We start from the raw sequence: 22,452 nt of genomic DNA on the forward strand, positions 1-22,452 counted from the left end.
TCCCGAGAATGGCCTTGTCCCCGCTCATTTCGCTCAAACACGTCAGCAAGACCTATTTCAACGGCGATCTCGCCGTCGAGGTCCTGCATGGCCTCTCGCTCGATATCGAAGCGGGTGAGTTCGTGGCGATCGTCGGCCAGTCCGGCTCCGGCAAGTCGACGCTGATGAACATTCTCGGCTGCCTCGACCAGCCGACCGGCGGCGACTACCTGATCGACGGCGAAAGTGTCGCGGACCTTGACACCGACGAACTGGCGGCGCTGCGCCGTCGCACCTTCGGCTTCGTCTTCCAGAGCTACAATCTCATCCCGACGGCCAGCGCCCAGGAAAATGTCGAAGTACCGGCCGTCTATGCCGGCATGTCGGCCCGCGACCGGCACGACCGCGCCGAGGCGCTCTTGGAGGCACTGAAGCTCGGCGAGCGGCTCGACCACCGGCCGAGCCAGTTGTCCGGCGGCCAGCAGCAGCGTGTTTCGATCGCCCGCGCACTGATGAACGGCGGCCGCGTGATCCTTGCCGACGAGCCGACCGGCGCGCTCGACAGCCAGAGCGGCTCCGACGTGATGGCGCTGCTGCGTGACATGAACGACCAGGGCCACACGGTCATCGTCATCACCCACTCGCGCGAGGTCGCCGAACAGGCCGACCGACTGATCGAGATCCATGACGGCCGCATCGTCGCCGACCGCGCCAAGAAAGCGCGGGTGAATGCCGAGGGGGCTGCCGCCCTCGCCCGCCATGTCAGCGAAGGTTCGGCCGCGATCGCCGACGTCACCGAAGCCGTCAAGATGGCGTTCCGGGCGCTGAAGGCCAATCTGTTCCGCACCATCCTGACCCTGCTCGGCATCGTCATCGGCGTCGGCTCGGTCGTCGCGATGCTGGCGATCGGCACCGGCGCGCAGGATTCTGTCTTGAGCCGCATCTCCTCCATGGGCTCGGACCTGCTGGTCGTGCGGCCAAGCATGGCGAATTTCCGCGGCAGCGCCGGCGGCAGCAACGTGACGCTGGTGCCAGCCGATGCCGATGCGATCCTCGAAGTGCCGAACGTCGCCTTCGCCGTGCCGGAGATGACGAGCTCCGTCACCCTTCGCCGCGGCAATATCGACTATCAGACCACCGCCAACGGCACCGTGCCGCAGTTTACGACGGCAAAATCCTGGAAGATGGCCAGGGGCGAGTTCATCAACCAGAACGACATGGACACCTATGCGCCGGTCGGCGTTCTGGGTCAGACAGTCGTGAAAACGCTTTTCCCTGATGGCGACAACCCGATCGGGCAATATGTGCTGGTCAACAAGATCCCCTTCCAGGTGATCGGCGTGATGGCCGAAATGGGCGCCACCTCCTTCGGCAACGACCAGGACGACGTTGTGCTGGTGCCGTTGACCACCGGCAGCATCCGCCTCTTCGGCCAGCGCAATATCCGCACCATCACCGTTCAGGTGAAGGACGGGTCGGCGATCGACATCACCCAGCAGACGATCCAGGCGCTGCTCGACCAGCGCCATAAGCGCCAGGACACGCAGATCACCAACATGTCCTCCGTGCGCGAAGCCTTCACCGAGACCTCGAACACGCTAAAACTGTTCCTCGCCTCGGTCGCCGCGATCTCGCTCTTGGTTGGCGGCATCGGGGTCATGAACATCATGCTCGTCTCGGTCAGCGAGCGCACCCGCGAGATCGGCGTGCGCATGGCGACCGGCGCCCGCCAGCGCGATATCCTGCTGCAGTTCATCATCGAGGCGCTGGTCGTCTCGGCGATCGGCGGCACGCTCGGCGTGGCGCTCGGGCTCGGCACCGGCGCGCTTGCAGGACAGTTCGGCATGCCCGTGTCCTTCACCCTCGGCCCGGTGGCGCTCGCCTTTGCCTGCGCCTTCCTGACCGGCCTTGTCTTCGGTTTCCTCCCCGCCCGCAACGCCTCGCGCCTGCAGCCGGCGGTGGCGCTGAGCGCGGACTAGGCAAGAGCGATGTTCTTGCCCGTCAGACGGTAGACAAGTATCGCGACACGACCCAAGATAGCAGGCACTGCTCGCTTGGGGGATGATTCGCGATGTGGAAGGCGTTTGCCGTTTTTTACTGCCTGTTGGCGACGTTCGGCGTTCTGCTTGGCGGCTACATCATCGCGGGCCGGTCAGTGCCGATGTCAACTATCGGCCTTGGCCTGGCTTCCGTGGCCTTCGTGATGGTGTTGTTGACCGCCGTCGGGCTCGTCGCCTACGCCTTCAACCTGAATGCCCCACCCTATGGGCTCTGGCGGCCGCTGAGCTGGCTCATCGGCGTCTATCAGCTGCTGGTGTCGCTGCTCAGCGTCGTGCGGTTCGCACAGATGTTCGCCACCATCCCGGCCGGAAGCGACGTTGGCGTCACGAACCTCATCTGGCTGGTCCTCGGCCTGGCTCTCAACTATTTCAGCTGGCTCGGCGTCTGGCGCTATGGACAGCGCATGGCGCAGCAACCGGCGCAAGCGCGGTAGAGGCAGGCGTTGCAGGATCTACTTCAGGTTGGTGCGGATGCTGCGGCAAGACCCCGTTCCTGCTGAGGACAGACGAAGCATTCTGGTTGGGAGATAGTGATCGCGATGTGGAAGGCCTTTGCAGTTCTCTATGGGCTGCTTTTCATTTTCATGCTGTCATCGGCTTTCGTCACGCTACCCCCTGAAATCGCCGTGCAGCTGTCGTCCGCCGACCGAGCCCTGTTCTATGCGGGCCTGGCCGTGGAATTTGCGGCCATGATAGGCGTCTTTGCCTACGCCTTCGACCTGAGGGTCCCGCCCTTGTCATTTTGGCGGCCATTCAGCTGGGTTCTCGCCTGCTGGTGTCTCTACACGTTGCTGGCCGATGCCTGGGATCTCGTCACGCTCATTACCAGCCCCCAGCCCGGAGACGAAGGCCTGCTGTCGGCCTCCCTCGGTTTGTTGTTCCTGCTCCTTCTCAACTATTTCGGCTGGCTCGGCGTCTGGCGCTATGGCCGCCGCATGGAGCGGCGGCCGGCCGTCATGGGCTAACGGCGGAACGTCGGCGCACCATGCACTCCGGTGAACGAATGCGCGAGCCGGCGGCATGCAGGCCGTTCGAGGCGTAAGGCCTTGCGACAGCGTCGACCGCCGAACGATAGACAAGGCGCCCGTCACCACCCAAGCTGGTACCAACGCAGTTTCAGGATGATTCGCGATGTGGAAGGCATTTGCAATTTTCTACGTGCTCAGCCTCGCCTTCGGCCTGGTCATAGGCGCGACGCTGCTCCTGGGCCTGTGGGACGAGATGGCATACGGGATCAAGATCCTCGGCGGCATCAGCCTGATCATGGCGCTGGCAACGGCGGTCGGCCTAGTCGCTTACGCCTTTGACCTGCAGGTCCCTCCCTTCGGGTTCTGGCGGCCCTACAGCTGGCTGCTCGGCATCCTTCTCGGCGGACTGTCGCTGATCAGCGTCGTGCGATTTGCCGGTCAGTTCGAAGGCGGTGACGACCTCACCCCGCTGCTCTGGCTTTGCCTGTCCCTTCTGGTCAACTATTTCAGCTGGCTCGGGATCTGGCGTTACGGCCGCCGGGTGAAGGCGATCGCGGGCTAACCCGAGAAAACCGGGCTGTACCCCTTGATCACGACAGGAAAGACATGCTCAACCTCGTCCTCTACAGCGACCAGATCTTCCCCGCCTGCTCGGCGATAGACCTCAGGCTCGCGGAGATGATAGAGGCACACGGCGTCGGAACCCGCATCGCCTATGTCGCCTCAGGGCCGGAACCGGACCACAGCTTCTTCCTCGCCGGCCGGGCCTATTACAGGCGGCTCGGTCTCGATCTCGCGCTGTTCTTCGATCTGGACGAACCGCATTCGGCAGACGACATCGCAGCGCTCTTCGCCTCGGACGCCATCCACCTCTCGGGCGGGCACACCGGCGGTTTTCTCGAACGGTTGAAGCGCAGCGGCATGCTCGGCCAGCTCAGCGACTGGGCGCGGTCCGGCGGCATCCTCATCGGCGTCAGCGCTGGCGCCATTCTGATGGCCCCGACCATCGCGACCGACGCGCTCTTTATCGGTGAACGGCCCGAGGACATCGAGGATGGCGATGCACTTGCTCTCGTGCCCTTTGAGTTCTTCCCGCATCTCGGCGACGACGACAGCTACCTGCCCGCGCTCTTGCGCTACAGCCTGTCGACGCTGCGACCGATTGTTGCCTGCAATGACGGCGAAGGCATCGTCGTTTCGGACGGGCGGATCGAGTGTTTCGGCGATCCCCTATGGATCTCGGGTGGTGCGGTGCGGGCATCGGCGGAACTGAGGCTCGAAGGCCTCACGCTGGAGCAGATGCCGTGACGGGCCCGGACTACACCGTGGACAGTAGCCCCAGGGCCACCAATGACGGCCTTCGACCCCCGATGGAATACGCCCGCCTGAGCCTCCCCTTCGAGCATGAAAGCCTCCTGATGAGCCAGCACCTGGGTCTGCAGATCATCATTCGGAAGAGCCCGCTACTCGCTCCGATCCTGGAACATTGGAACCAGATTGCCCTGCCGGACGCATAGCTGGTGGCTGGAGCGATCGCGCAGACCGTCTGGAACCACGCTTTCGGCTTGTCGCCGACGCATGGCATCAGCGACATCGACGTCGTCTATTTCGACCGCGACGACCTCTCAGAAGAGGCGGAAGCCGGACACGCCGCCCGCATCGGACACCTGTTCTGCGACCTGCCCGTGCGGGTCGACGTCAAGAACGAAGCGCGCGTTCACCTCTGGTATGAGGAGAAGTTCGGCAATCCAATCGAGCCCTACGGCTCGGCCGAAGAGGCGATCGCGACATTCCCGACGACAGCGACCGCCATCGGCGTCCGCCCTTCCCGCGAAGGGCTGGAGGTCTCAGCACCCTTTGGCCTTGCCGACCTGATGTCGCTCGTCGTGCGGGCCAACAAGGCCCAGATCACGCGCGAGATTTATGAGCGGAAGGCCGAGCGGTGGCGCGCCGGTTGGCCGGGCTTGAAGATCGAAAGCTGGGATCGGCAACCGGGTTGAAGCGAGCCCTCCATGCGTCTGACCGGCCGCACTGGCCCCAACGCATCCGGCCCATCGCGTTCAGGCCGACAACGGCGCCTTGTCGCGCAAGGTCACATCGCACCCGCCCGGGCGGCTTGGCTCTGTCTCACGGCCGATGGCACCGCCAGCGGATCCGCCCTGCGCCTTCCGGCCTGCGCCTCTTTCGCGGTGATGCCGATGTCGGCGAGGCGCTCCGCGTCCAGCTCGCTGAGCTGCTGCAACTGCCAGTACCGCGAGCGCGGCGAGGCGACGAGATAGAGGCCGAGTTCCCGGATCATGTCGAACACCCATGTTTTGTTTCCAACCATGGGTACAGTTTGCGCCTCGACTTCTCATAAAAGAAGCTTAGCATTCATATCCAAAGCATAAGGGAAACTTTGATATGAGTGCCCTCAACCTCGACTATCTCAAGACCTTCGCGCTGGTCGCCGAGCTCGGCAGCTTCTCGGCTGCCGCCGAGCGGCTGGGGCTGACGCAGCCGGCGATCAGCCTGCAGGTGCGGGCGCTGGAAAGGCAGCTCGGCGTGCGCCTGGTCGAGCGCGTCGGCCGCACTGCACGACCGAGTGCGGCAGGCGTCGAACTGCTCGACCATGCGGAGCGCATCGAGGCTGCGACCAGCCAGGCGATGGAGGCTGTCGCACGCCACGCCAAGGGCGTTCTCGGCCGCGTGCGGCTCGGCACCGGTGCCACCCCTTGCGCCTTCCTGCTGCCGCCGCTCCTGGCCGGCCTCAAGCACCGCTTTCCCGATCTCGACATCACCGTGACGACCGGCAACAGCGCCGACATCGTCCGGTCGGTCGACGACAACCTGCTCGATATCGGGCTGGTCAGCCTTCCCGTTTCCGGCCGCATCTTCGAGGTCACGCCGCTCTTCGACGAGCGCTTCGCCGCCATTGCGCCGGCCGGAACAGACCTGCCCGAAATCGTCACGCCGGAGATTCTGGCCGAGCGACCGCTGATCCTCTACGAACCGGGCGCCAACACCCGTCGGATCACCGATGACTGGCTGGCGTCAGGCGGTGGCGCAACCAGGCCGATGATGGCGCTCGGCAGCGTCGATGCCATCAAGGAAATGGTCGCCGTCGGCCTGGGTGCCGCCCTCGTCCCCGAAATAGCATTGCGCGCCGCCGACCGGGACCGGCTGGTGGTGCGCCCGCTCTCGCCGCCGCTCTCGCGCCGCTTCGCCCTGGTGCTTCGCCGCGACAAGCGGCTCGACCGGGCGCTGCGCGAGACACTGGCGAAGCTGAAGACGCTGGCAACGCTTGGACAGCCTGACATCAAGTCCTAACCCTTCTTGAATGCCAAGCGACCACGGGCGGGCTGTCGAAACATGCCAGAGCCTGAATGATGTAGCTCTTGACCTCATCGTCTAGTTTTGGTTTGGCCTTTGCTCTGTGAAAGTCCGTCAAAGGAGCAAGCCGTGACGAAGTACGATCCCGATAGATTGAAACTCCGCATCCAAGGACGCGGCCTGAACACATGGAACTGGCAGCTGCTGCTTGATGGCAAGCAGCTCGTAAAATCCGGAACCATCTCGGGCTCAAGACGCAATGCCGAAGTCGCGGCGGAAGCAGTCTTGCGCGACATGTCGGCGACGTCGGATAAGGACTAAGCGGTTCGAAGCTGGCAGGCGCCGCATGCATGCGCGCTCTGCACTCTGGCGATTTCGGGTTTCTGGTCGGCTGCGACCGTGGCCCGGACGCCAGCAGCACTCCAACGTCTGGCTACTCCGGCGAACGCCTCGTGTGTACGGATGACGAAGACTGGGCGGCCAGTCGATCGGCTGAACTTCGGGGCGCCGAATGCATCGACGTCCTGCGCAGCGTGATAGAGCTCGCGCTCGACCAGCGCCATGAACTCGGCGTCACCACAGCCTCGGCAGTAATCGGCGTCCAGCGTGATGATGAAATCCGGGACATGGCCGAACCACTGCTTGACCTGCATCTCGGCACGAGCGCGGGACCACTTGCCCATCGCGCCTTGTGGAGATCCTGTCTCACACTGGCCGATGACACGCCGGCCCTTCTTGCTGTTGCCGACGATGGTCCCGAGGAAGCCGATGTCAGCGTGAGCGAGATGAGCGTGGTCCGGATTGTGCACCGGAGACACCAGATCGAGGAACGTTGCCTCTACCCAGTCTGGCATGTCTTCGGCTGGCGCGAACGCTGGTGAGGTGATGTCGTCGGACATTTGCGGCTAGCGGTTGCGGACGCATCATTTCACCACTTGCTTATATTGCATGCCTGCGCAATCCTGCTGGCCTTAGCCATGGAGGGGGCAATGAGTGGCTTCACTGACAAGGAACGAGCAGCCGGGTTGAAACGACGTGACAACGCCATCAAACGGCGAGAGGAAAGAAATGAGGCGTGGCTCAAATCATGGCAGCCACGGACGGACACGATATGTCTGCACTGTCGAACCCCAATGCCCTTATGGGAAGCAACCGACCCAGATAACCCTATCTGCGACAACTGCATGGGATGGTGACGGCATGGACGACGGCGAATACTCGATCGACGCAGAATACCAAGGCAACCACATCGACGTGGTCTCCAAAGACCCGCTCCTCGGTCGCCTTGAGCTTATGGGAGACGGCGACCAACTGATCCACGTCATGCTAAATCGGGCAATGGCGGAAGACCTACTATCTGCCCTAGTTCAGTTCCTGGGGCATGGCGAAGGCGCCGACGCTCAAACCTACCACATTGTCCAATGATGGTGTTCCAACCTCTACCCTCTCCTGAGGGTACAAGTTGAGACATCGGGGAACCGGGCCTGAGGTCCGGCTCCCTATTCAGGCATGCGGGATTAGCAGCCCGGGCGCGCCCTTGGATAGTGGGGTGAAAGCGGGTATTTCTCGTCCATCAACCAGAGGAGTCTAGGTGATGGCTAAAGGTCAGGTTCGAAGCAACAAAGAGGTTCGCAAGCCGAAGAAGGACAAGGTCGAGAAATCGGCGGCGCCAGCCCTCGGCTCGCAGGTAAAGAATAGCGAGAGCGCGCTCAACAAAAAGAAGTGACCCTGCTCGGGTGACAAACCGGTACGGGGCGGCCACGGCCGCGCTTGCCAGGTAGGAAAAGCCGCCCGGTGACAAATCGGGCGGCTGCGATTAGTACAGTCTGGGTGCGAGCCGCACACGGCAGATCTCATGCCGCTGATGTCCAGATCCGCTTCGACCCGCGCTGCCCGCAATGGCAGCTGCCGCTATTCGTCTTCAGCATCCCTTCCTCCCTGCCCTCGTTGTCGGCCCGGCTATGCCAGCGGCGCGATTGAAAATCTGCGCCGTCACAATCACCGATCGGAAATCGGGTGGGCGCTGCCCCGCGCCGGCAGTAGTCAGGGCGCCTCAATCAAGAGAAGGGAAAAGTCCATGACCATGCTGCAAGACAAGATCGTGATCGTCACCGGCGCTTCCTCCGGTATCGGCCGCGCCGTCGCCAGGCTCTTTGCCGCCGAGGGTGCAAAGATCGTCGCCAACGCCCGCGGCGAAGAACAGCTCGACGCCGTCGTCGAAGCGATCCGCGAGGACGGCGGCGAAGCGATCGCGGTCGGCGGTGACGTCACCGCGGAAGAAACCCATATCCGGCTGGTGGAAGCGGCGCTCAACCATTTCGGCGGTCTCGACATCGCCGTCAACAATGCCGGTGCGGTCAACGTCATGAAGCCGGTCGCCGAGATCACGCTTGCGGAATGGCAGCAATCGCTTGCCACCAACCTCACCTCCGCCTTCCTCGGCGCCCGCCACCAGATCCCGGCGATGCTCGCGCGTGACGGCGGCTCGCTGGTCTTCACCTCCACCTTCGTCGGCACCAGCGTCGGCATCCCCGGCATGGCCGCCTATGGCGCGGCAAAGGTCGGCCTGATGGGGCTCGTCAAGGGCATTACCGCCGACTATGGCGCCAAGGGCATCCGCGCCAACGCGCTGCTTCCGGGCGGCGTCGACACGCCGGCAGCCGGCAGCAAGGAGAACAAGGATTGGGCCGCCGGTCTGCACGCGATGAAGCGCATCGCCCAGCCGGAGGAAATCGCCCAGGCCGCGCTCTTCCTCTCGGGCCCGATGGCAAGCTTCGTCTCGGGCGCTGCGCTTTTTGCCGATGGCGGCAATGCTGCGGTGAAGTGATGACAGCCTAAGCGCCGGGGGACTACCCCCGGCGCGACCGCATGCCAGGCAAGCCTGTCGCCGACGGTCGCCGCTACTGCCTTTTGGCGACCGCCCTCACACCGGTATCTCCGTTGTTTCCTTGCCCGTACGGATCACGAAGGCCGTGTAATAGCGCGCGACGTTGCTCTCCTCCCGAAACAGCCGCTCGGTCAGCGCGTCGAGTTCGTCCATGTCCTTCAGCCGCAGCATCAAAATGGCGTCGGTCTCGCCGCTGACGCTATAGGCCTGGACGACTGCCGGCTCCCTGGTCGCCATGTCGAGGAAACGGCGGATATATTGTTCGCCGTGGCGCTCGAGCTCGACGGTGATGATCGCCTTCATGGTGCGACCCGCCTTTGCGGGATTAAGCACCGCGACGATCCTGTCGATGACGCCGGTCTGGTGAAGCCGCCTGATGCGGCGCAGGCAGCTCGAAGGCGACAGCCCGACCTCGGCCGCGAGATCGGCATTGGTGCGCGACGCGTCCTGCTGCAGGAGCCTCAAGAGCTTGCCGTCGATCTTGTCCATATCCATCCCCGCTTCGGCGCAATGCAATTTTATTGCACAGATGTGCATATTTTGACCACAACTGCGAAGAGCCTCGCGCTAGTCCTTGGACAACAAATTCAAGGAGAGACCACCATGCCCGTTCACATCATTTTTTACCGCAAGACGCTGACGACCCTCGAAGTCTACTGGGACCTGGTACGCATCATCGTTCCCATCACCATCGTCACCCATGTGCTGCAGGAACTCGGCGTCATCCGCGCCGTCGCGCCGGCCTTCGAGCCGCTGATGACGCTCGTTGGCCTGCCGCCAGAATTTGCCTTTGCCTGGCTCACCGGCCTTCTGGTCGGCATCTGGGGCGCCGTGGTCGTCGTGTTCACGCTGGTGCCGGTATCGGAGCTGACCACCGCCGACATGACCGTCCTTTCGGCACTGCTGCTGGTGGCGCATGCGATCCCGATCGAGCAGCGTATCATCCAGCGGGCGGGCCCCGGCTTCGTCGTCACCGCAGCGCTTCGTATCGGCGGCGGCCTCGTCTTCGCCGCCATCCTGCACCAGATCTTCGCCGCCACCGGATGGCTCTCTGCCCCGCTTCAGCCCGCGTGGATACCGGTCAGCGAAGCGCCGGGCTGGAGCGGCTTCGCGCTAAGCATGCTGAAGACACTCGCCACCATGCTCGTGGTCTTGCTGGCGCTGAGCTGGCTGATCGAGATCCTCAAGCTGGTCGGCATCCTCGGCTGGCTGAACCGGGGCATGGCTCCGCTCTTCCGTCTGGCCGGCATCCAGGCGCAAACGGTCCCCTTCGCCGCCGTCGGCGTACTGCTCGGCAATTCCTATGGCGGTGCGCTTTTGATCCGCGAGGCCCGCGAAGCCAGAGTGGAGCCGCGCCAGGTCTTCCTCGCCTGCGTCTTCATGGGCTTCGGCCACAGCCTGGTGGAAGATACGCTGGTCGTCGTCGCACTCGGCGCTGATTTCACCAGCGTCTTCTTCGGCCGCCTTGTCTTCGCCATCGTCGCCACGGCAATCATCGCCCGGGTGATCGTCTCGGCGCCGGACCGGGTGTTCTTCCGCTCCTTCTTCCGCAAGGAAGGCGGCGAGCCTGCCCTGTCTGAGGCTTGAAGCCTGCTATCGAGGCGCGCGGCGGTTTACTCCGCCGCGACCTCCGTCACCGGATTTACCCCCGGCATCCGCCCGAAGGCGGTGCGGTAGGCGGCGGGTGTCGTGGAAAGCTGCTGGCGGAAGTGGTGACGCAGCGTCTGGGTCGAGCCGAAGCCCGAGGCTTCGGCCACCTGCTCCATGCCGAGTGCGGTTTCCTCCAGCAATTGCCGGGCGCGGGAAAGCCGCTCGGACAAAAGCCAGCGTGCCGGCGTCGTGCCGGTCGCTGCCTCGAAGCGGCGCAGGAAGGTGCGTTCGCTCATACCGGGGGCCTTTGCCAGCGCCGCGATCGAAAAATCCTCGCCAAGCCGCGCGCGCATCCGGTCAAGCAGCGGCCCGAGCCGGGCGCTCTCGTGCACGTCCGGTACCGCCCGCTCGATGAATTGCGCCTGTCCGCCGTCACGATGCGGCGGCACCACCAGGCGGCGGGCCACGCGGTTGGCCGCCTCGCTGCCGAAATCGCGGCGGATCAGATGCAGGCAGAGGTCTATGCCGGCCGCGCTGCCTGCCGACGTCAAGACCTGACCGCCGTCGACATAGAGCACATCCGGCACCACCTCGACATCGGGATAGAGCACCTTCAGCTTGTCGGTATAGCGCCAGTGGGTCGTCGCCCGCCGGCCCGAGAGCAGCCCGGCCGCCGCCAGCACGAAGACGCCGGAGCAGATGGAAAGGACGCGCGCGCCGCGGGCGCGGGCCTCACGAAGCGCCTCACAGACCGCTTCCGGTACCGGCTGGTCGGCCCCGCGCCAGCCGGGCACGATGATCGTCCCGGCCTGCCCCAAAAGCTCGATAYCGCCATCAGTGACAAAGCGCACGCCGCCCGTTGCCCGGAGCTCGCCGGGATCGACGGCGGCGACGGCGAAGCGATACCAGCCCTCGCCCATTTCCGGCCGCGGCAGGCCGAACATCTCGACGGCGACGCCGAACTCGAAAGTGCAGAGCCCGTCATAGGCGAGCGCCACGACGAGCGGGTTCTGAAGCGGTGGAACAGTGGAGGACGACTTTGGCATGATCTTGAGCATATATGGCAAAGCTGCCAACTGCCAGCCCCCTTCAGCCGCTGCTAAACATCTCCTCGTCAACCCGCACCGAGCCAAGGAGAGCCCCGATGAGCTTTGTCACCGAAACCCCTGCCGCCTCCCCCGAGATCGCCATCGCCCATTTTGCCAAGCGCCTGAGCGTCGAGACCGACTGCTCGGACGTTGCTCACGCACTGAGAAGCGGCGAGCAGGATTTCGTGCTTCTGCATGTGGTCGGCTCCGATGCCGCCTACGCCCGCCGCCATGTGCCGGGCGCCATCCACTTGCCCCACCGGCAGATCACCGCGGAGCGCATGGCGGAATGGCCCGAAGATACCCTCTTCGTCGCCTATTGCGCCGGTCCGCATTGCAACGGCGCCGACCAGGCTGCGCTCAAGCTCGCCCGCCTCGGCCGTCCCGTGAAGATCATGATCGGCGGCATCACCGGCTGGGAAGACGAGGGCCTTGCCTTCGCAAGCGGCGCGGCTCCGGGCGAAGCACAGGCCTTGCTCGCCGCCTGAGCCAGGCGCGACGGTGCTCATTCCCGCGCCTCGCGCCTTGTCGGACGCGCGGCGCTGCAGCATCCGGGATCGCGCTTGATTTCACCCTGAAATCGATCGCGATCCCGAAAAATGGTGCAGTGCAGTCGGTCTTTCGCCGGCCTTGCGTAACCCGCGCCTTCCCGTTAACCCCTTTGCACGAGCGATCGAGATGCAGGCATCACCCCTCACCATCAGGCCCTTCGAACGTCGCGACGTGGAAGACGTGCTGCGGCTGATGCGCGGACTTGCGGTGTTCGAAGGCTACATCGACAAGTTCTGCGTCACCGAAGCGGATCTGGTCGAGCATGGCTTCAGCGCAGCCCCGCGCTTCGGCGTGCTGGTCGCCGAGCGCGACGGCCGCGCAATCGGCATCGCCGTGCACTATGTCATCCCCTGGACCTACGATCTGAAGCCAACGCTGGTGCTGAAGGAACTTTTCGTCGATGAAACAGCACGTTCCTCGGGCGCCGGCGCCGCACTGATCGACGGCCTGAAACGCCATGCCGCCAACATCGGCGCCCCGCGCATCAACTGGACGGTGCTGGCGACCAACGAAACTGCCAAGCATTTTTACCGCCGCGAAGGCGGCAGCCACGACGCCACCTGGGAACCCTGGACGATGCCGATCGGACGTTCAAGGCGGTAACGAAAGCCAGTGATCGCACGGGCCACTGCACCGAAACGGCGCCTAATCCCGTCAATGCCTTGATAACCCGCCTGGGTAGGGCAGCGCGCGGTTTTGCCTAGCCCAAATTGACTACTCAAATGCCACTTAAATTTTATTGATTTCAGGCACCGCTTTTGCCAAACTGTACCTGTAATTGCACACCGCAGACATACAATCCCCGGAAGAGTTCGTATGGTTGCGTTTTTATTGCCGTGCAGTTGCATTATTTATTTTTATTGCGCGCTTGGGCCTCCGCTCCCCGCGGAGGCTCAATTCATTTGAGAAATGGGGAACGAGAAAGGGCCCCGACCATTTGCGGTCGGGGCCCTTTAATTTTGACTGCCACGGGGCATTTCAGAGGCTTGTGGCCCCTCAATGCCCGCCGAGCACCAGCGTCTGCACCGGCAGCATCAGCGCCTGGATGCGCAGGATCGCCGCATGCACGAGGCCCACTGTATCGATCCCGTGCAAGGCGACCCATTGCAGCGTGGTGATGCCGGGCTTGTCCAGTTCATCATGATTGCTGGTATAGGCATTGGCGATGCAGCTGCTGCCGGGCGGAACATCGTCGAGGACGCCGGGGTAAAGCGGCTCCATGACCACCGTCAGCGTGCCGGGCCGCGAGATCTGGGTGACATCGATCAGCTGGTCGCTGGCGCGAACCTGGCCTGACGCAATCACGTCCTGTACCTCGGTGACGACGAGCGGGATGATAGTGAAGGGTTTACCGACGCAGGTCGCCTCCCCGATCATGCCGACCTTCATCACCTGCGCCTCGATCTGGCCGAAGCCGGCAACCAGTCGCGCCCGCCCGGCATCCTCTGGCACGAGGACACCTGCAGGACGCAGCAGCGGGTTGACGACTTCGCCGACCCGGAGGGTGAACTGCTGCAGCGTGCCAGACACGCCAGCGCGCACGGTCGTCTTGGCGATGTCGACCTCCGCCTGTTCCAGCGCCGCTTCGGCGCTGGCCTTCTGCGATGGCAGCAGCGAGGAGAGCTTCGTCTCGAGCGTCTGCTTGTTGGATTGGGCGGCCGTCAGCGCGCCCTTGGTCCCTTCGAGGGCCACTTGCCGCCGCTCGATCTCGCGTCGAGCGACGACATTGGGGTTGAGCTTGTTGAGCTCGACCTGGGTGTCGTACTCGTCCTGCGCCTGCTGCATGGCGGCCTGTGCCTGGACAATCACGCCATCGGCGGCCACAAGCTCGGTGCGGGCAACGGTCGTCTCCGCATCGACCTCGGCGATCTGCCGGCGGGCAACCTCGGCCTTCGCCTCCTCCTCCGAGCTGTCGAGCTTGAACAGCGGCTGGCCGGCCTTCACCTTCTCGAAGCGGGTGGCATAGATCTCCGTCACGCGCCCGTTGGTCTCCGGCAGGACCGCCACCGTGCGGAACGCCGCGCTGACGCTCGTGGTCGACGGATGGAAGTAGAAGATCAGCGTGATCAGCGAGATCGTCAGCACGACACAGGCGGTAATGCCCCAGCGCAGTTCGAACCAGACGGAGAACAGCGTAATTTCACGCCCGATCCGCTTGCCCTGAACGTAGCGGCGGAAGAGATAGTCGGGCAGGATGGTCAACATCGAGCAAAGCAGAAACTCGAACATGGCTTATGCCTTCCCTTCCGTCGACGGCTGAATGGGTGCCGCGTGGCCGTGTGACGGCTGCGGGTGGCTCTCGGCAAACTCGGTCTCCGACGAGACCGGCGCGGTCGCGGCAGGCTGATCAACCACCTTGCCGGCAATTTTCTCCAGCGAGCCGGCGATCGATGAAAGCGGAGAGGAGAAATCCGGCAGGTCGATCAGCGCCAGGAGGAGCGCCGCACCCCACAGGAGATTGTTGTGAGTGAGCAGTGAAAGCAGTGCCAGAACCGCCACCAGTTCAAGCTGGATCTTGTTGGTCTTGTGCGCCATGTGCTCCGGCAGCGCATGCAGCCGGAGATAGAGCGTACCGAGCGCGAAGATCGAAACGATCAGGAAGACGACGACGGCATTGAAGAGCCAGTCGCTTTCTCCCGGCGCGGTGATGAAGGCTGGTAAATGGTGGATGGCAGCAGGATGAATGGTCTCGGACATTACGCCTCCCCGAGATGGGACTGAACCAAGAGAATCTTACATTAGCACACCGCCTGAAAACGCAAGCAAAACTTGCTCGGCTGGCGCAACTTGACCTTGCGACACCGCGCACCATTTCGACACGTTGCTCTAGTGCATTGATGTGCTGCATGTTTTCCTGCATGGAGCAGGATATCAGGGAGCAAGCTGTTCCCTCGGTAACGGCAATAGGGCGCCAACTCGCTCTATCGCGCGTGGCAGACGGAAGTGCGCGCCGTCCGCTGGCTCTTCAAGGAGACGACCATGGCCCAGAATATCTACGACAAGCCGGAATTCTTCGAAGGCTACAGCCAACTCGGGCGCTCGGTGCATGGCCTTGCCGGCGCTGCCGAATGGCCGGCGATTCGCGCCCAATTGCCGGATCTGTCGGGAAATCGCGTCGTCGATCTCGGCTGCGGCTATGGCTGGTTTTCGCGTTATGCCCGCGAGGCCGGGGCCGCCCATGTGGTCGGGCTCGATCTCTCGGAAAAGATGATCGCCCGCGCCAAGGCCGACACATCCGATGCTGCGATCGATTACCGCATCGCCGATCTCGACCAGCTTGAGCTGCCCGAAACGAGCTTCGACTTCGCCTATAGTTCGCTCGCCTTCCACTATGTCGAGGATTTCGGCCGGCTCGTCGCCACCATCCACCGGGCGCTCGTTCCCGGCGCGCACTTCGTGTTCACCATCGAGCACCCGATCTACATGGCCTCGTCCAACCCCGGCTGGCGGATCGATAACGGCGAACGCACCTGGCCGGTCGACCACTATTCCGAGGAGGGACCGCGCACGACGGACTGGCTGGCAACGGGCGTGATCAAGCACCACCGCACGATCGGCACCACACTCAACACGCTGATATCAACAGGCTTTGCCATCCGCCATGTCGAGGAGTGGCGCCCGACCGAAGCGCAGATCGCCGAAATCCCGGCACTGGCCGAAGAGGTCGATCGCCCGATGATCCTGATCGTGAAGGTGCAGAAGTAGGGAACGCCAGTTCCCAACCTTGTTTCCGGTCAGTTGCCTGAAAGGAACGCCTCTGCCGCGCCGCCGCGGCAGGCATGAAACGTCCCGATCACAACCGCTTCCCCACTGGAAACATTCGCCTTTCCCCAAAGCGTTTTGCCGGTCTTGCGGTTTGGCGAGGTGAGAGACCGGAAGGACGCAGGCATGGTTTCATTCAGGCAGCCCAGCACAAGGGCACGCACCGTTTGAACCCCGCATTCGAGACCGCGCGTGTTCAAGCGGTTTTGCGGGATTTCCCTGAGCCGCTGCTCCACGCCCTTCACCAGAAACCGCACATCATCGCGGGGAACCGCGCTTGAGGACAAAAACTGCTGCAGTTTGCTGCGCTCGGCGGAATAGCTGATCTTTGGGCAGGCGCCGGCGGCCTCTACCGCCGCAGCACCAAAGGCAAAGAACAGGAAGAAAGCGGCAGAGGGGCAGCTTACGTGCTGGTATTTCGTCATCTATTCCTCGGCTTCACGCAATCGCAGAGCGGGAACATAACGAGGAAGGCACCACCTAGAAAGTGCATCCGGGACTAGTTCAACCCTTTTCCTTCAACGTCTCCTTCTGGGTGATCAGCCGGGCGCTGTGCTGGCCGCTCAAGTAGGTCCAGAACCAGCTCCAGGCAACGGCGAAGCGGCTGCGGGTACCGATCAGGAAGTAGATGTGGGCGATGCCCCAGATCCACCAGCCAAGCGCGCCCTTGAGCTTGAAGCGGCCGAAATCGATGATCGCGGCACGGCGGCCGATGGTGGCGAGACTGCCCTGGTGGCGGTAGCGGAAATCGCCGGGCGATTTGTCGCCTGAAAGCCGCGCGCGGATGACATCGGCCACATAGGCGCCCTGCTGCTTGGCGGCGGGTGCTATGCCCGGCACCGGCTTGCCGCCGTCATAGGTGACCGAAGCCGTATCGCCGATGATGAAGACATCCGCACGGCCTGGGCCCGTGAGGTCATTCCCGACGATTGCCCGGCCGGCGCGGTCGGCCGGGATATCCAGCCAGCGGGCGGCTGGCGACGCCTGGACACCGGCGGCCCAGACGAGCGTGCGGCTGCCGACGAATTCTTCGCCGATGACAACACCCTCTTCGGTGCAGGATGTCACCGGCGTGCCGGTCAGAACCTCGACGCCGAGCCGCTCCAGCTCCTTGACCGCATAGGCAGAGAGATCCTCGCTGAAGGTGGCAAGAATGCGCGGCCCCGCTTCAACCAGGATTACGCGGGCCTGCCGCGTATCGATGCGGCGAAACTCGTCCGGAAGCGTGCGGTGCGCCATCTCGGCGATGATGCCGGCAAGCTCGACGCCGGTCGGCCCGGCACCGATGACGGTGAAGGTCAGCAGTGCAGCGCGCGCGACCGGATCCTCTTCCAGCTCGGCGCGCTCGAAGGCGAGCAGCACCCGGCGGCGGATCGTCGTCGCATCTTCCAGCGTCTTCAGCCCGGGCGCAAACGGCTCCCATTCGTCATGGCCGAAATAGGCATGCGTCGCCCCGGTCGCCAGCACCAGCGTGTCGTAACCAATGCGCTTTCCGTCCCTGAGCACCACGGCCTTTCCGGCCTCGTCGACATCGCTCACCTCGCCGAGAAGCGTCGTCACCTCCGGCCGGTCGCGCCAGAGGCTGCGGATCGGCCAGGCGATTTCCGACGTCGCGATCAGCGTCGTTGCGACCTGGTAGAGCAAGGGCTGGAAAAGATGATGGTTGCGCCGGTCGATGAGAGTGATCCTGACCGGCGCGCCGGCAAGCCCCTTGACGAGCTGCAATCCGCCGAACCCGCCGCCGACGACGACCACGTGATGCCTGTCCTGCATGTTTGCTTCCAGCTGGCTGCCCAGCCGGCCTTCCTGTTGGACATGCAACAACATTGGGGTTGTGGTGGCCAAGGACAAGCGCAACCACCTCATGCCACCCTTGCAAAAAGTCAAGAACGGCCCCTGATTGCGTTCTCGACGCATCTTGCCGGATTGCCCAGCCGTCAGCGTTCGCCGGGAGCAAGATGCCGGATCCGCGCCACATGTGACCGAATCTCCTGCGCCGTGAAGGGTGAGTGGCGGCGGACCTCGCTTGCCGGGTCGAAACCCAGGCCCAGCCGCTTTTCCGGTCGCCAGGATCTCGTGGGCCGAATGGGCCGCGGCGCAAACCCGCCGCCACAGGTCGGGCAGATATTTTCGAGAATCCCCTCTACGCAGCCTGCACAATAGGTGCACTCGTAGCTGCAGATGCGCGCATCTTCCGATTCCGGCGGCAGCTCGCAATCGCAAAGCTCGCAGTTTGGCCTGAGTTCAAGCATGTCCGTCTCCTTGGCTGCGGGTGAAAGCTTCCTCCTTGCTGCCATGGGCACGCACTGGCATAAATGACAATATGCCCTCGTTTTACGCCAAGCCGGATCGAATGACCCGAAATGTCGCCTTCGTGCTCTTTGATCGCACCAAGCTGATCGACGTGACCGGCCCTCTGCAGGTCTTCAACGACGCCCGCACCGCCTCGGGATTGCCGGCCTATGCCATTTCGCTCGTCTCCGAGACCGGCGGACCTATCGCCACCGACACGGGCATCGCCCTTGAAACGCGGCCATTTTCCATTTGCGCATCGGCCCCGCCCGACACATTGCTCGTTTCCGGCGGTCAAAGCGCGCTGGAAGCAGCGAATTCGGATGCGCTGCTCGCCTTTCTCGCCGGCGTGGCCGGCAAATGCAGGCGCCTCGGCTCCATCTGCCTCGGCGCCTTCATTCTCGCGCGGGGCGGCCATCTCGATGGGCGGCGGGCAACGACCCATTGGGAGGATTGCGAGCAGTTTCGCCGGGACTTCCCGGCAATCGAGGTGCGGGAAGATTCGATCTTCGAGGAGGATCGCGGCATCTGGACCTCCGCCGGCGTCACCGCCGGCATCGATATGGCGCTTGCGATGGTCGAAGAGGACCTCGGTCGCGCCGAGGCTTTGCGGCTGGCGCGTTCCCTGGTGCTTTACGTCAAGAGGACCGGCGGCCAGCGCCAGTTCAGCGCCGCCCTGCATCAGCAGGTGACGAGCCGGGGCGACCGCTTCGATGCGCTGGTGGCGGAGATCCGCTCCGATCTCGCGGCCGACCTTTCCGTGCCTCGCCTTGCGGAGATGGCGCGCATGAGCGAACGGAATTTCTCGCGCCTGTTCACGCAGACGATGGGCGCAAGCCCGGCGCAGTTCATCGAGGAATTGCGCGTCGATGCGGCCTGCGAGGCGATCCAGCGAGGAGACGCGTCCGTTTCCCGTGCCCCGTTCCTTTTCGGCTTCGGCAATGCCGAGCGCATGCGCCGCGCCTTTCAGCGCCGCAAGGGCATCTCGCCTTCGGACTACGAGGCTCGCTTCGGTCCAAGCCGCCTGCCGAGCGCATCTTGAGCCGCTGGGGGAACGCCCCGGGCGCAGGCTCAGGAAGACGAAGGCGCTGCCGCAAAAGCGATGTCCTCGACACCATCCACCAGCACGATCTCGTCGCCCAGCGACCATTCGGCGGCCCGTGCTGCCAGACGCGCCGGCACCATCGGCGAACGGCCGGGACCGGGCGGCACGTCATAGGTCGCGTGCGCGTCGTTGGCGAGGATCACGGTAAAGTCCTTCGCCATCGCCGACCGGGCCGTCGCCGCCAGGCACATTTCGGAGAGCATGCCGCAGATCGCGATCGTCTCGACCTTCCCTGCCCGAAGCAGTTCTTCGAGATCGGTACCGTCGAAACCGTCGTCCTTGCGCTTGCGCACCACCGCTTCTCCTGCCTCTGCGGGGAAGAAGAGCTCCCAGCCGTCGGTCTTCGGCTCGTCGGGGGCACCCTCGGGCCCATCGTTCTGCAGGAAGATCACCGGCACGCCAGCCGCCCGCGCCTGCCTCAATAGGATGCCAACGGCCCGCTGGAGGTCGAAATGGCCGGGCACGGCCTCCGGCCCGGAGATGAAGGCGCGCTGGACATCGACCAGCAGCAGTGCACCGGCAACGTCGCCGTCATTCGCCACACCCGCGTCGTTTGCCTCACCCGTCATTGCTTCCTACTCCGCATAGTCGACCGGCACCGCCGTGCCGCTCTTCAGGATTTCCATCGAGATCGAGGCCGAGACGTCGAAGAGCTCCACCTTGCGCACGATCTGCTTGTAGACCACGTCGTAGTGCTCGACGCGCGGCAACACGACCTTGACGATATAGTCGTAGTTCCCCGTCAATCGATGCGCCTCGACGATTTCGGGGATATCGCTGATTGCCCGTCGGAAGGTCTCGATCCACTCGTCCGAATGATGCGCCGTCTTGATCAGCGCGAATACCGTGGTTGGCACGCCCATGCGTTCGCGATCGAGCACGACGATGCGCCGGGCGATATAGCCCGCCTCCTCCAGCCGCTGGATGCGCCGCGAACAGGCCGACAGCGAAAGATTGACCCTTTCCGCCAATTCGCCGACGGCGACACTTGCATCCTGCTGCAGCAGCGCCAGCAGCTTCCTGTCTCTCTCGTCAAGCACGCCGATCCCTCCCCCCATTGTCGCTCATTGCCGCCCATGTTTGCACAAATCCAATTCAGCGCGCAAATTTTTCGCGCGGAACCGCATTTTCGTCGCCAACAAAGCGAACCATTCCGGCGGCTTCGGCGGCATAGTTCCGGCCATCGAACAACGGCGTGCCCGGCACGCCCCAGAGTGAAAAAGGAACGGTTATGCGCAAGATTGGTCTGATCGGCGGCATGAGCTTCGAGAGCTCGGCAATCTACTACCGCATGGTCAACGAGGCCGTCCGCGAACGCCTGGGCGGCCTGCATTCGGCCGAAGTGCTGCTGCATTCCGTCGACTTCCAGTCGATCGTCGACCTGCAGAAGGCCGGCCGCTGGGCCGATGCCGCCGAGCGCCTTACCGATGTCGCCCTCGGTCTCGAGGCGGCCGGTGCCGATTGCGTGCTGATCTGCACCAACACCATGCACCTGATCGCAGACGCAGTGCAGGCGGCGGTCAACATTCCGCTGATCAACATCATCGATGAGACGGCCGTGCGCCTGAAGGCTGCCGGCAGCCGCAGGCCGCTGCTGCTTGCCACCCGCTACACCATGGAGCACGGCTTCTATGCCGAGCGCATGCTCAGCCACGGCATCGACATCATGGTGCCGGATGCCGAAGGCCGGGCACTAACCCATAACATCATCTTCGACGAACTCTGCGCCGGCAAGGTGCTGCGCTCTTCCCGCCGGGCGCTGATCGACCTGATCGACAAGGCGGAAGCCCAGGGCGCCGACTCCGTCATCCTCGGCTGCACCGAGATCTGCCTGACCCTCGACCCGCGCGCCCTGCCGCTGCCGGGCTTCGATTCCACCGCGATCCACGCGGAAGCCGCCGTCGAGTTCGCATTGAAGAACCCTGCACTGGCATGGGCTGCCTGAACGAAAGAGCGAAAGAGGCGCAAGCAAGGAGGGCGCAACCCCGCCTTTGCTTGCGTCCGGTCATTCGGTTCTTGGAAGCGGCTGCAGGAAGATGCGGTCGTAGCTGAGGAAAGGCGGATCATCCGCATACCGCGCATTGGCCGCAATGCCATCCGGATCTTCAGCAACCTCACGGCGATAGCGCCGATACGCCGCCTCGTCCGGAAAGGTGAAGAGCGCCACGGCGACATCACCACCGCCCTCCGCGCCGACACCGGGGAAACTCGTCGCGATGCCTTCGGGCTTCTCGCGCGGGATGAAATAGCCGTGATGTCTGCCGCCGTAACGCTCGATCAGGGTCGTCCAGGTTTGGGCATAGGCCTCGAATTCCGCCAACCGGCTTTCATCGAGCCGGTAGCGAATTTCGCAGGTGACGGGACCTTCTGCCATCAGGCTTCGCCTCCCTTGTGCCCAGGCCTCGCCCCGCGAAGGCCTATGCAATTGCCCCAGGGATCCCGCACCTGGCACATCCAGTACCCCTCCTGTATCGCCATCGGCCCGCGATAGAGATGCGCGCCGAGCGCTTCGAAATGCGCAAGCGCACGGTCGAGATCGTCGACCGCCCAATAGACGACGGAGCCTGCAGCACCGCTCGTCACCTTCTCGTCCGCCTGGACAATTTCGAGATCGATGGCGCCGATCCGCAAGTAGCTGAAATCGAATTCGTCGAGCCGAAACCGTTCCGCTTCGGGGAAGGCGCTGGCGTACCAGGCAAGACCCGCTTCCGGATCCGGAACATGCACGAGAATTGCCGCCACACTGTTGGTCATCGCACGCTCCGCATCCACCATTCCGACCGGCAACACTGCCGCCCCTATCTCCCTACAGGATTCGCAGCCACCTTTATGGTGGAAACTGCGCCCCCGCAGTACC

The 22,452-nt window shown here is 63.8% G+C and carries 30 protein-coding genes and 1 pseudogene; 17 read left to right on the forward strand and 14 right to left on the reverse strand.

What is annotated here, in order from left to right; genetic code table 11:
* Positions 1-14 precede the first annotated feature (14 nt).
* From AB4Z53_RS06380 to AB4Z53_RS06405, 6 genes are all read left to right on the forward strand, one after another.
* Positions 15-1,958, forward strand: coding sequence for a MacB family efflux pump subunit (locus tag AB4Z53_RS06380; protein ID WP_441595496.1), 1,944 nt, complete (start codon positions 15-17; stop codon positions 1,956-1,958).
* Positions 1,959-2,050: 92 nt separating this feature from the next.
* Entirely contained in the window at positions 2,051-2,473 is a 423-nt protein-coding gene (locus tag AB4Z53_RS06385; RefSeq protein ID WP_441595317.1) for a hypothetical protein, read from the forward strand.
* Between the two features lie 105 nt (positions 2,474-2,578).
* The gene (locus AB4Z53_RS06390; RefSeq protein WP_291162696.1) at positions 2,579-3,004 is read left to right on the forward strand and encodes a hypothetical protein; all 426 of its coding nucleotides are present in this window, start codon (positions 2,579-2,581) and stop codon (positions 3,002-3,004) included.
* Positions 3,005-3,170: 166 nt separating this feature from the next.
* Complete coding sequence (locus tag AB4Z53_RS06395) at positions 3,171-3,569, forward strand: hypothetical protein (RefSeq protein WP_291162700.1); 399 nt, start codon at positions 3,171-3,173, stop codon at positions 3,567-3,569.
* Positions 3,570-3,613: 44 nt separating this feature from the next.
* Positions 3,614-4,315, forward strand: a complete 702-nt coding sequence (locus AB4Z53_RS06400) for a Type 1 glutamine amidotransferase-like domain-containing protein (protein ID WP_291162703.1) — start codon at positions 3,614-3,616, stop codon at positions 4,313-4,315.
* Positions 4,316-4,527: 212 nt separating this feature from the next.
* Positions 4,528-5,007 (forward strand): nucleotidyltransferase family protein, encoded by a 480-nt coding sequence (locus AB4Z53_RS06405; protein WP_441595318.1) that lies wholly within the window; start codon positions 4,528-4,530, stop codon positions 5,005-5,007.
* Between the two features lie 92 nt (positions 5,008-5,099).
* Here the strand turns inward: AB4Z53_RS06405 and AB4Z53_RS06410 are convergent, their stop codons facing one another.
* The gene (locus AB4Z53_RS06410; RefSeq protein ID WP_365888191.1) at positions 5,100-5,306 is read right to left on the reverse strand and encodes a DUF1127 domain-containing protein; all 207 of its coding nucleotides are present in this window, start codon (positions 5,304-5,306) and stop codon (positions 5,100-5,102) included.
* Positions 5,307-5,410: 104 nt separating this feature from the next.
* On the opposite strand from AB4Z53_RS06410, the gene AB4Z53_RS06415 reads away from it, so the two are divergent.
* Positions 5,411-6,316: a LysR family transcriptional regulator gene (locus AB4Z53_RS06415; protein ID WP_441595319.1), complete on the forward strand. Its 906-nt coding sequence runs from the start codon at positions 5,411-5,413 to the stop codon at positions 6,314-6,316.
* A 16-nt stretch (positions 6,317-6,332) separates the two neighbouring features.
* Here AB4Z53_RS06415 and AB4Z53_RS06420 read toward each other — a convergent pair.
* A pseudogene (locus tag AB4Z53_RS06420) lies at positions 6,333-6,437 on the reverse strand (DUF2280 domain-containing protein); the annotation flags it as partial.
* Between the two features lie 11 nt (positions 6,438-6,448).
* Here AB4Z53_RS06420 and AB4Z53_RS06425 point away from each other — a divergent pair.
* Entirely contained in the window at positions 6,449-6,640 is a 192-nt protein-coding gene (locus AB4Z53_RS06425; protein WP_162768638.1) for a hypothetical protein, read from the forward strand.
* On the opposite strand, the gene AB4Z53_RS06430 is transcribed toward AB4Z53_RS06425, so the two are convergent.
* Positions 6,637-7,218, reverse strand: a complete 582-nt coding sequence (locus tag AB4Z53_RS06430; protein WP_113536029.1) for a putative metallopeptidase — start codon at positions 7,216-7,218, stop codon at positions 6,637-6,639. The genes AB4Z53_RS06425 and AB4Z53_RS06430 overlap by 4 nt on opposite strands.
* 301 nt (positions 7,219-7,519) lie before the next feature.
* Between AB4Z53_RS06430 and AB4Z53_RS06435 the strand changes: the two genes are divergently transcribed.
* From AB4Z53_RS06435 to AB4Z53_RS06445, 3 genes are all read left to right on the forward strand, one after another.
* Complete coding sequence (locus AB4Z53_RS06435; RefSeq protein WP_441595320.1) at positions 7,520-7,744, forward strand: hypothetical protein; 225 nt, start codon at positions 7,520-7,522, stop codon at positions 7,742-7,744.
* A gap of 169 nt (positions 7,745-7,913) precedes the next feature.
* Positions 7,914-8,045, forward strand: a complete 132-nt coding sequence (locus AB4Z53_RS06440) for a hypothetical protein (protein WP_256364293.1) — start codon at positions 7,914-7,916, stop codon at positions 8,043-8,045.
* 351 nt (positions 8,046-8,396) lie between these two features.
* A complete protein-coding gene (locus AB4Z53_RS06445; RefSeq protein ID WP_441595321.1) occupies positions 8,397-9,146 on the forward strand; it encodes an SDR family oxidoreductase in 750 nt (249 codons plus the stop codon).
* 96 nt (positions 9,147-9,242) lie between these two features.
* On the opposite strand, the gene AB4Z53_RS06450 is transcribed toward AB4Z53_RS06445, so the two are convergent.
* Positions 9,243-9,695 (reverse strand): Lrp/AsnC family transcriptional regulator, encoded by a 453-nt coding sequence (locus tag AB4Z53_RS06450; RefSeq protein ID WP_291160022.1) that lies wholly within the window; start codon positions 9,693-9,695, stop codon positions 9,243-9,245.
* Between the two features lie 114 nt (positions 9,696-9,809).
* Between AB4Z53_RS06450 and AB4Z53_RS06455 the strand changes: the two genes are divergently transcribed.
* Entirely contained in the window at positions 9,810-10,793 is a 984-nt protein-coding gene (locus AB4Z53_RS06455; protein WP_441595322.1) for a nucleoside recognition domain-containing protein, read from the forward strand.
* Between the two features lie 26 nt (positions 10,794-10,819).
* Here AB4Z53_RS06455 and ftrA read toward each other — a convergent pair whose 3' ends face one another.
* Positions 10,820-11,854 carry a transcriptional regulator FtrA gene (ftrA, locus tag AB4Z53_RS06460; protein WP_441595497.1) on the reverse strand — a complete coding sequence of 345 codons (1,035 nt, stop codon included), beginning with the start codon at positions 11,852-11,854 and terminating at the stop codon, positions 10,820-10,822.
* Positions 11,855-11,940: 86 nt separating this feature from the next.
* Between ftrA and AB4Z53_RS06465 the strand changes: the two genes are divergently transcribed.
* Both AB4Z53_RS06465 and AB4Z53_RS06470 read left to right on the forward strand, forming a co-directional pair.
* On the forward strand, positions 11,941-12,372 hold the full coding sequence (locus tag AB4Z53_RS06465) for a rhodanese-like domain-containing protein (protein WP_441595323.1): 432 nt from the start codon (positions 11,941-11,943) through the stop codon (positions 12,370-12,372).
* Positions 12,373-12,562: 190 nt separating this feature from the next.
* Positions 12,563-13,039 carry a GNAT family N-acetyltransferase gene (locus AB4Z53_RS06470; RefSeq protein ID WP_291160028.1) on the forward strand — a complete coding sequence of 159 codons (477 nt, stop codon included), beginning with the start codon at positions 12,563-12,565 and terminating at the stop codon, positions 13,037-13,039.
* A gap of 393 nt (positions 13,040-13,432) precedes the next feature.
* On the opposite strand, the gene AB4Z53_RS06475 is transcribed toward AB4Z53_RS06470, so the two are convergent.
* Together AB4Z53_RS06475 and AB4Z53_RS06480 are read right to left on the reverse strand one after the other, a co-directional pair.
* Entirely contained in the window at positions 13,433-14,665 is a 1,233-nt protein-coding gene (locus tag AB4Z53_RS06475; protein WP_113536036.1) for an HlyD family secretion protein, read from the reverse strand.
* Between the two features lie 3 nt (positions 14,666-14,668).
* Positions 14,669-15,133: a hypothetical protein gene (locus AB4Z53_RS06480; RefSeq protein WP_113536037.1), complete on the reverse strand. Its 465-nt coding sequence runs from the start codon at positions 15,131-15,133 to the stop codon at positions 14,669-14,671.
* Between the two features lie 282 nt (positions 15,134-15,415).
* On the opposite strand from AB4Z53_RS06480, the gene AB4Z53_RS06485 reads away from it, so the two are divergent.
* A complete protein-coding gene (locus AB4Z53_RS06485; RefSeq protein WP_441595324.1) occupies positions 15,416-16,141 on the forward strand; it encodes a class I SAM-dependent methyltransferase in 726 nt (241 codons plus the stop codon).
* A gap of 29 nt (positions 16,142-16,170) precedes the next feature.
* On the opposite strand, the gene AB4Z53_RS06490 is transcribed toward AB4Z53_RS06485, so the two are convergent.
* The 3 genes from AB4Z53_RS06490 to AB4Z53_RS06500 form a co-directional block, all read right to left on the reverse strand.
* A complete protein-coding gene (locus AB4Z53_RS06490; RefSeq protein WP_441595325.1) occupies positions 16,171-16,623 on the reverse strand; it encodes a hypothetical protein in 453 nt (150 codons plus the stop codon).
* Positions 16,624-16,702: 79 nt separating this feature from the next.
* Positions 16,703-17,971, reverse strand: a complete 1,269-nt coding sequence (locus AB4Z53_RS06495) for an NAD(P)/FAD-dependent oxidoreductase (protein ID WP_441595326.1) — start codon at positions 17,969-17,971, stop codon at positions 16,703-16,705.
* A gap of 164 nt (positions 17,972-18,135) precedes the next feature.
* A complete protein-coding gene (locus AB4Z53_RS06500) occupies positions 18,136-18,450 on the reverse strand; it encodes a DUF1272 domain-containing protein (protein ID WP_441595327.1) in 315 nt (104 codons plus the stop codon).
* Between the two features lie 101 nt (positions 18,451-18,551).
* Between AB4Z53_RS06500 and AB4Z53_RS06505 the strand changes: the two genes are divergently transcribed.
* Positions 18,552-19,532, forward strand: coding sequence for a GlxA family transcriptional regulator (locus AB4Z53_RS06505; RefSeq protein WP_441595328.1), 981 nt, complete (start codon positions 18,552-18,554; stop codon positions 19,530-19,532).
* A 29-nt stretch (positions 19,533-19,561) separates the two neighbouring features.
* On the opposite strand, the gene AB4Z53_RS06510 is transcribed toward AB4Z53_RS06505, so the two are convergent.
* Both AB4Z53_RS06510 and AB4Z53_RS06515 read right to left on the reverse strand, forming a co-directional pair.
* Complete coding sequence (locus tag AB4Z53_RS06510) at positions 19,562-20,164, reverse strand: isochorismatase family protein (protein WP_441595329.1); 603 nt, start codon at positions 20,162-20,164, stop codon at positions 19,562-19,564.
* Positions 20,165-20,170: 6 nt separating this feature from the next.
* Positions 20,171-20,635: an Lrp/AsnC family transcriptional regulator gene (locus tag AB4Z53_RS06515; RefSeq protein WP_113536042.1), complete on the reverse strand. Its 465-nt coding sequence runs from the start codon at positions 20,633-20,635 to the stop codon at positions 20,171-20,173.
* 191 nt (positions 20,636-20,826) lie between these two features.
* Here AB4Z53_RS06515 and AB4Z53_RS06520 point away from each other — a divergent pair, with 191 nt between their 5' ends.
* Positions 20,827-21,540, forward strand: coding sequence for an aspartate/glutamate racemase family protein (locus tag AB4Z53_RS06520; protein WP_113536043.1), 714 nt, complete (start codon positions 20,827-20,829; stop codon positions 21,538-21,540).
* A 60-nt stretch (positions 21,541-21,600) separates the two neighbouring features.
* On the opposite strand, the gene AB4Z53_RS06525 is transcribed toward AB4Z53_RS06520, so the two are convergent.
* On the reverse strand, positions 21,601-21,969 hold the full coding sequence (locus AB4Z53_RS06525; protein ID WP_441595330.1) for an NIPSNAP family protein: 369 nt from the start codon (positions 21,967-21,969) through the stop codon (positions 21,601-21,603).
* Complete coding sequence (locus AB4Z53_RS06530; protein WP_441595331.1) at positions 21,969-22,349, reverse strand: VOC family protein; 381 nt, start codon at positions 22,347-22,349, stop codon at positions 21,969-21,971. The genes AB4Z53_RS06525 and AB4Z53_RS06530 overlap by 1 nt, the downstream gene beginning before the upstream one ends.
* Between the last annotated feature and the right edge of the window lie 103 nt (positions 22,350-22,452).

It is taken from the genome of Ensifer sp. 2TAB8 (assembly GCF_052115125.1).
GTDB lineage: Bacteria > Pseudomonadota > Alphaproteobacteria > Rhizobiales > Rhizobiaceae > Ensifer.

Bases quoted from the DNA above. Each gene is read 5' to 3' on its own strand.
- AB4Z53_RS06445 (WP_441595321.1), top strand. From the start codon at position 8,397: ATGACCATGCTGCAAGACAAGATCGTGATCGTCACCGGCGCTTCCTCC.
- AB4Z53_RS06450 (WP_291160022.1), bottom strand. From the start codon at position 9,695: ATGGACAAGATCGACGGCAAGCTCTTGAGGCTCCTGCAGCAGGACGCG.
- AB4Z53_RS06485 (WP_441595324.1), top strand. From the start codon at position 15,416: ATGGCCCAGAATATCTACGACAAGCCGGAATTCTTCGAAGGCTACAGC.
- AB4Z53_RS06500 (WP_441595327.1), bottom strand. From the start codon at position 18,450: ATGCTTGAACTCAGGCCAAACTGCGAGCTTTGCGATTGCGAGCTGCCG.
- AB4Z53_RS06410 (WP_365888191.1), bottom strand. From the start codon at position 5,306: ATGATCCGGGAACTCGGCCTCTATCTCGTCGCCTCGCCGCGCTCGCGG.
- AB4Z53_RS06490 (WP_441595325.1), bottom strand. From the start codon at position 16,623: ATGACGAAATACCAGCACGTAAGCTGCCCCTCTGCCGCTTTCTTCCTG.
- AB4Z53_RS06480 (WP_113536037.1), bottom strand. From the start codon at position 15,133: ATGTCCGAGACCATTCATCCTGCTGCCATCCACCATTTACCAGCCTTC.
- AB4Z53_RS06435 (WP_441595320.1), top strand. From the start codon at position 7,520: ATGGACGACGGCGAATACTCGATCGACGCAGAATACCAAGGCAACCAC.
- AB4Z53_RS06415 (WP_441595319.1), top strand. From the start codon at position 5,411: ATGAGTGCCCTCAACCTCGACTATCTCAAGACCTTCGCGCTGGTCGCC.
- AB4Z53_RS06475 (WP_113536036.1), bottom strand. From the start codon at position 14,665: ATGTTCGAGTTTCTGCTTTGCTCGATGTTGACCATCCTGCCCGACTAT.
- AB4Z53_RS06470 (WP_291160028.1), top strand. From the start codon at position 12,563: ATGCAGGCATCACCCCTCACCATCAGGCCCTTCGAACGTCGCGACGTG.
- AB4Z53_RS06505 (WP_441595328.1), top strand. From the start codon at position 18,552: ATGACCCGAAATGTCGCCTTCGTGCTCTTTGATCGCACCAAGCTGATC.
- AB4Z53_RS06440 (WP_256364293.1), top strand. From the start codon at position 7,914: ATGGCTAAAGGTCAGGTTCGAAGCAACAAAGAGGTTCGCAAGCCGAAG.
- AB4Z53_RS06510 (WP_441595329.1), bottom strand. From the start codon at position 20,164: ATGACGGGTGAGGCAAACGACGCGGGTGTGGCGAATGACGGCGACGTT.
- AB4Z53_RS06495 (WP_441595326.1), bottom strand. From the start codon at position 17,971: ATGCAGGACAGGCATCACGTGGTCGTCGTCGGCGGCGGGTTCGGCGGA.
- AB4Z53_RS06400 (WP_291162703.1), top strand. From the start codon at position 3,614: ATGCTCAACCTCGTCCTCTACAGCGACCAGATCTTCCCCGCCTGCTCG.
- AB4Z53_RS06455 (WP_441595322.1), top strand. From the start codon at position 9,810: ATGCCCGTTCACATCATTTTTTACCGCAAGACGCTGACGACCCTCGAA.
- AB4Z53_RS06430 (WP_113536029.1), bottom strand. From the start codon at position 7,218: ATGTCCGACGACATCACCTCACCAGCGTTCGCGCCAGCCGAAGACATG.
- AB4Z53_RS06390 (WP_291162696.1), top strand. From the start codon at position 2,579: ATGTGGAAGGCCTTTGCAGTTCTCTATGGGCTGCTTTTCATTTTCATG.
- AB4Z53_RS06530 (WP_441595331.1), bottom strand. From the start codon at position 22,349: ATGACCAACAGTGTGGCGGCAATTCTCGTGCATGTTCCGGATCCGGAA.
- AB4Z53_RS06525 (WP_441595330.1), bottom strand. From the start codon at position 21,969: ATGGCAGAAGGTCCCGTCACCTGCGAAATTCGCTACCGGCTCGATGAA.
- AB4Z53_RS06520 (WP_113536043.1), top strand. From the start codon at position 20,827: ATGCGCAAGATTGGTCTGATCGGCGGCATGAGCTTCGAGAGCTCGGCA.
- AB4Z53_RS06395 (WP_291162700.1), top strand. From the start codon at position 3,171: ATGTGGAAGGCATTTGCAATTTTCTACGTGCTCAGCCTCGCCTTCGGC.
- AB4Z53_RS06385 (WP_441595317.1), top strand. From the start codon at position 2,051: ATGTGGAAGGCGTTTGCCGTTTTTTACTGCCTGTTGGCGACGTTCGGC.
- AB4Z53_RS06465 (WP_441595323.1), top strand. From the start codon at position 11,941: ATGAGCTTTGTCACCGAAACCCCTGCCGCCTCCCCCGAGATCGCCATC.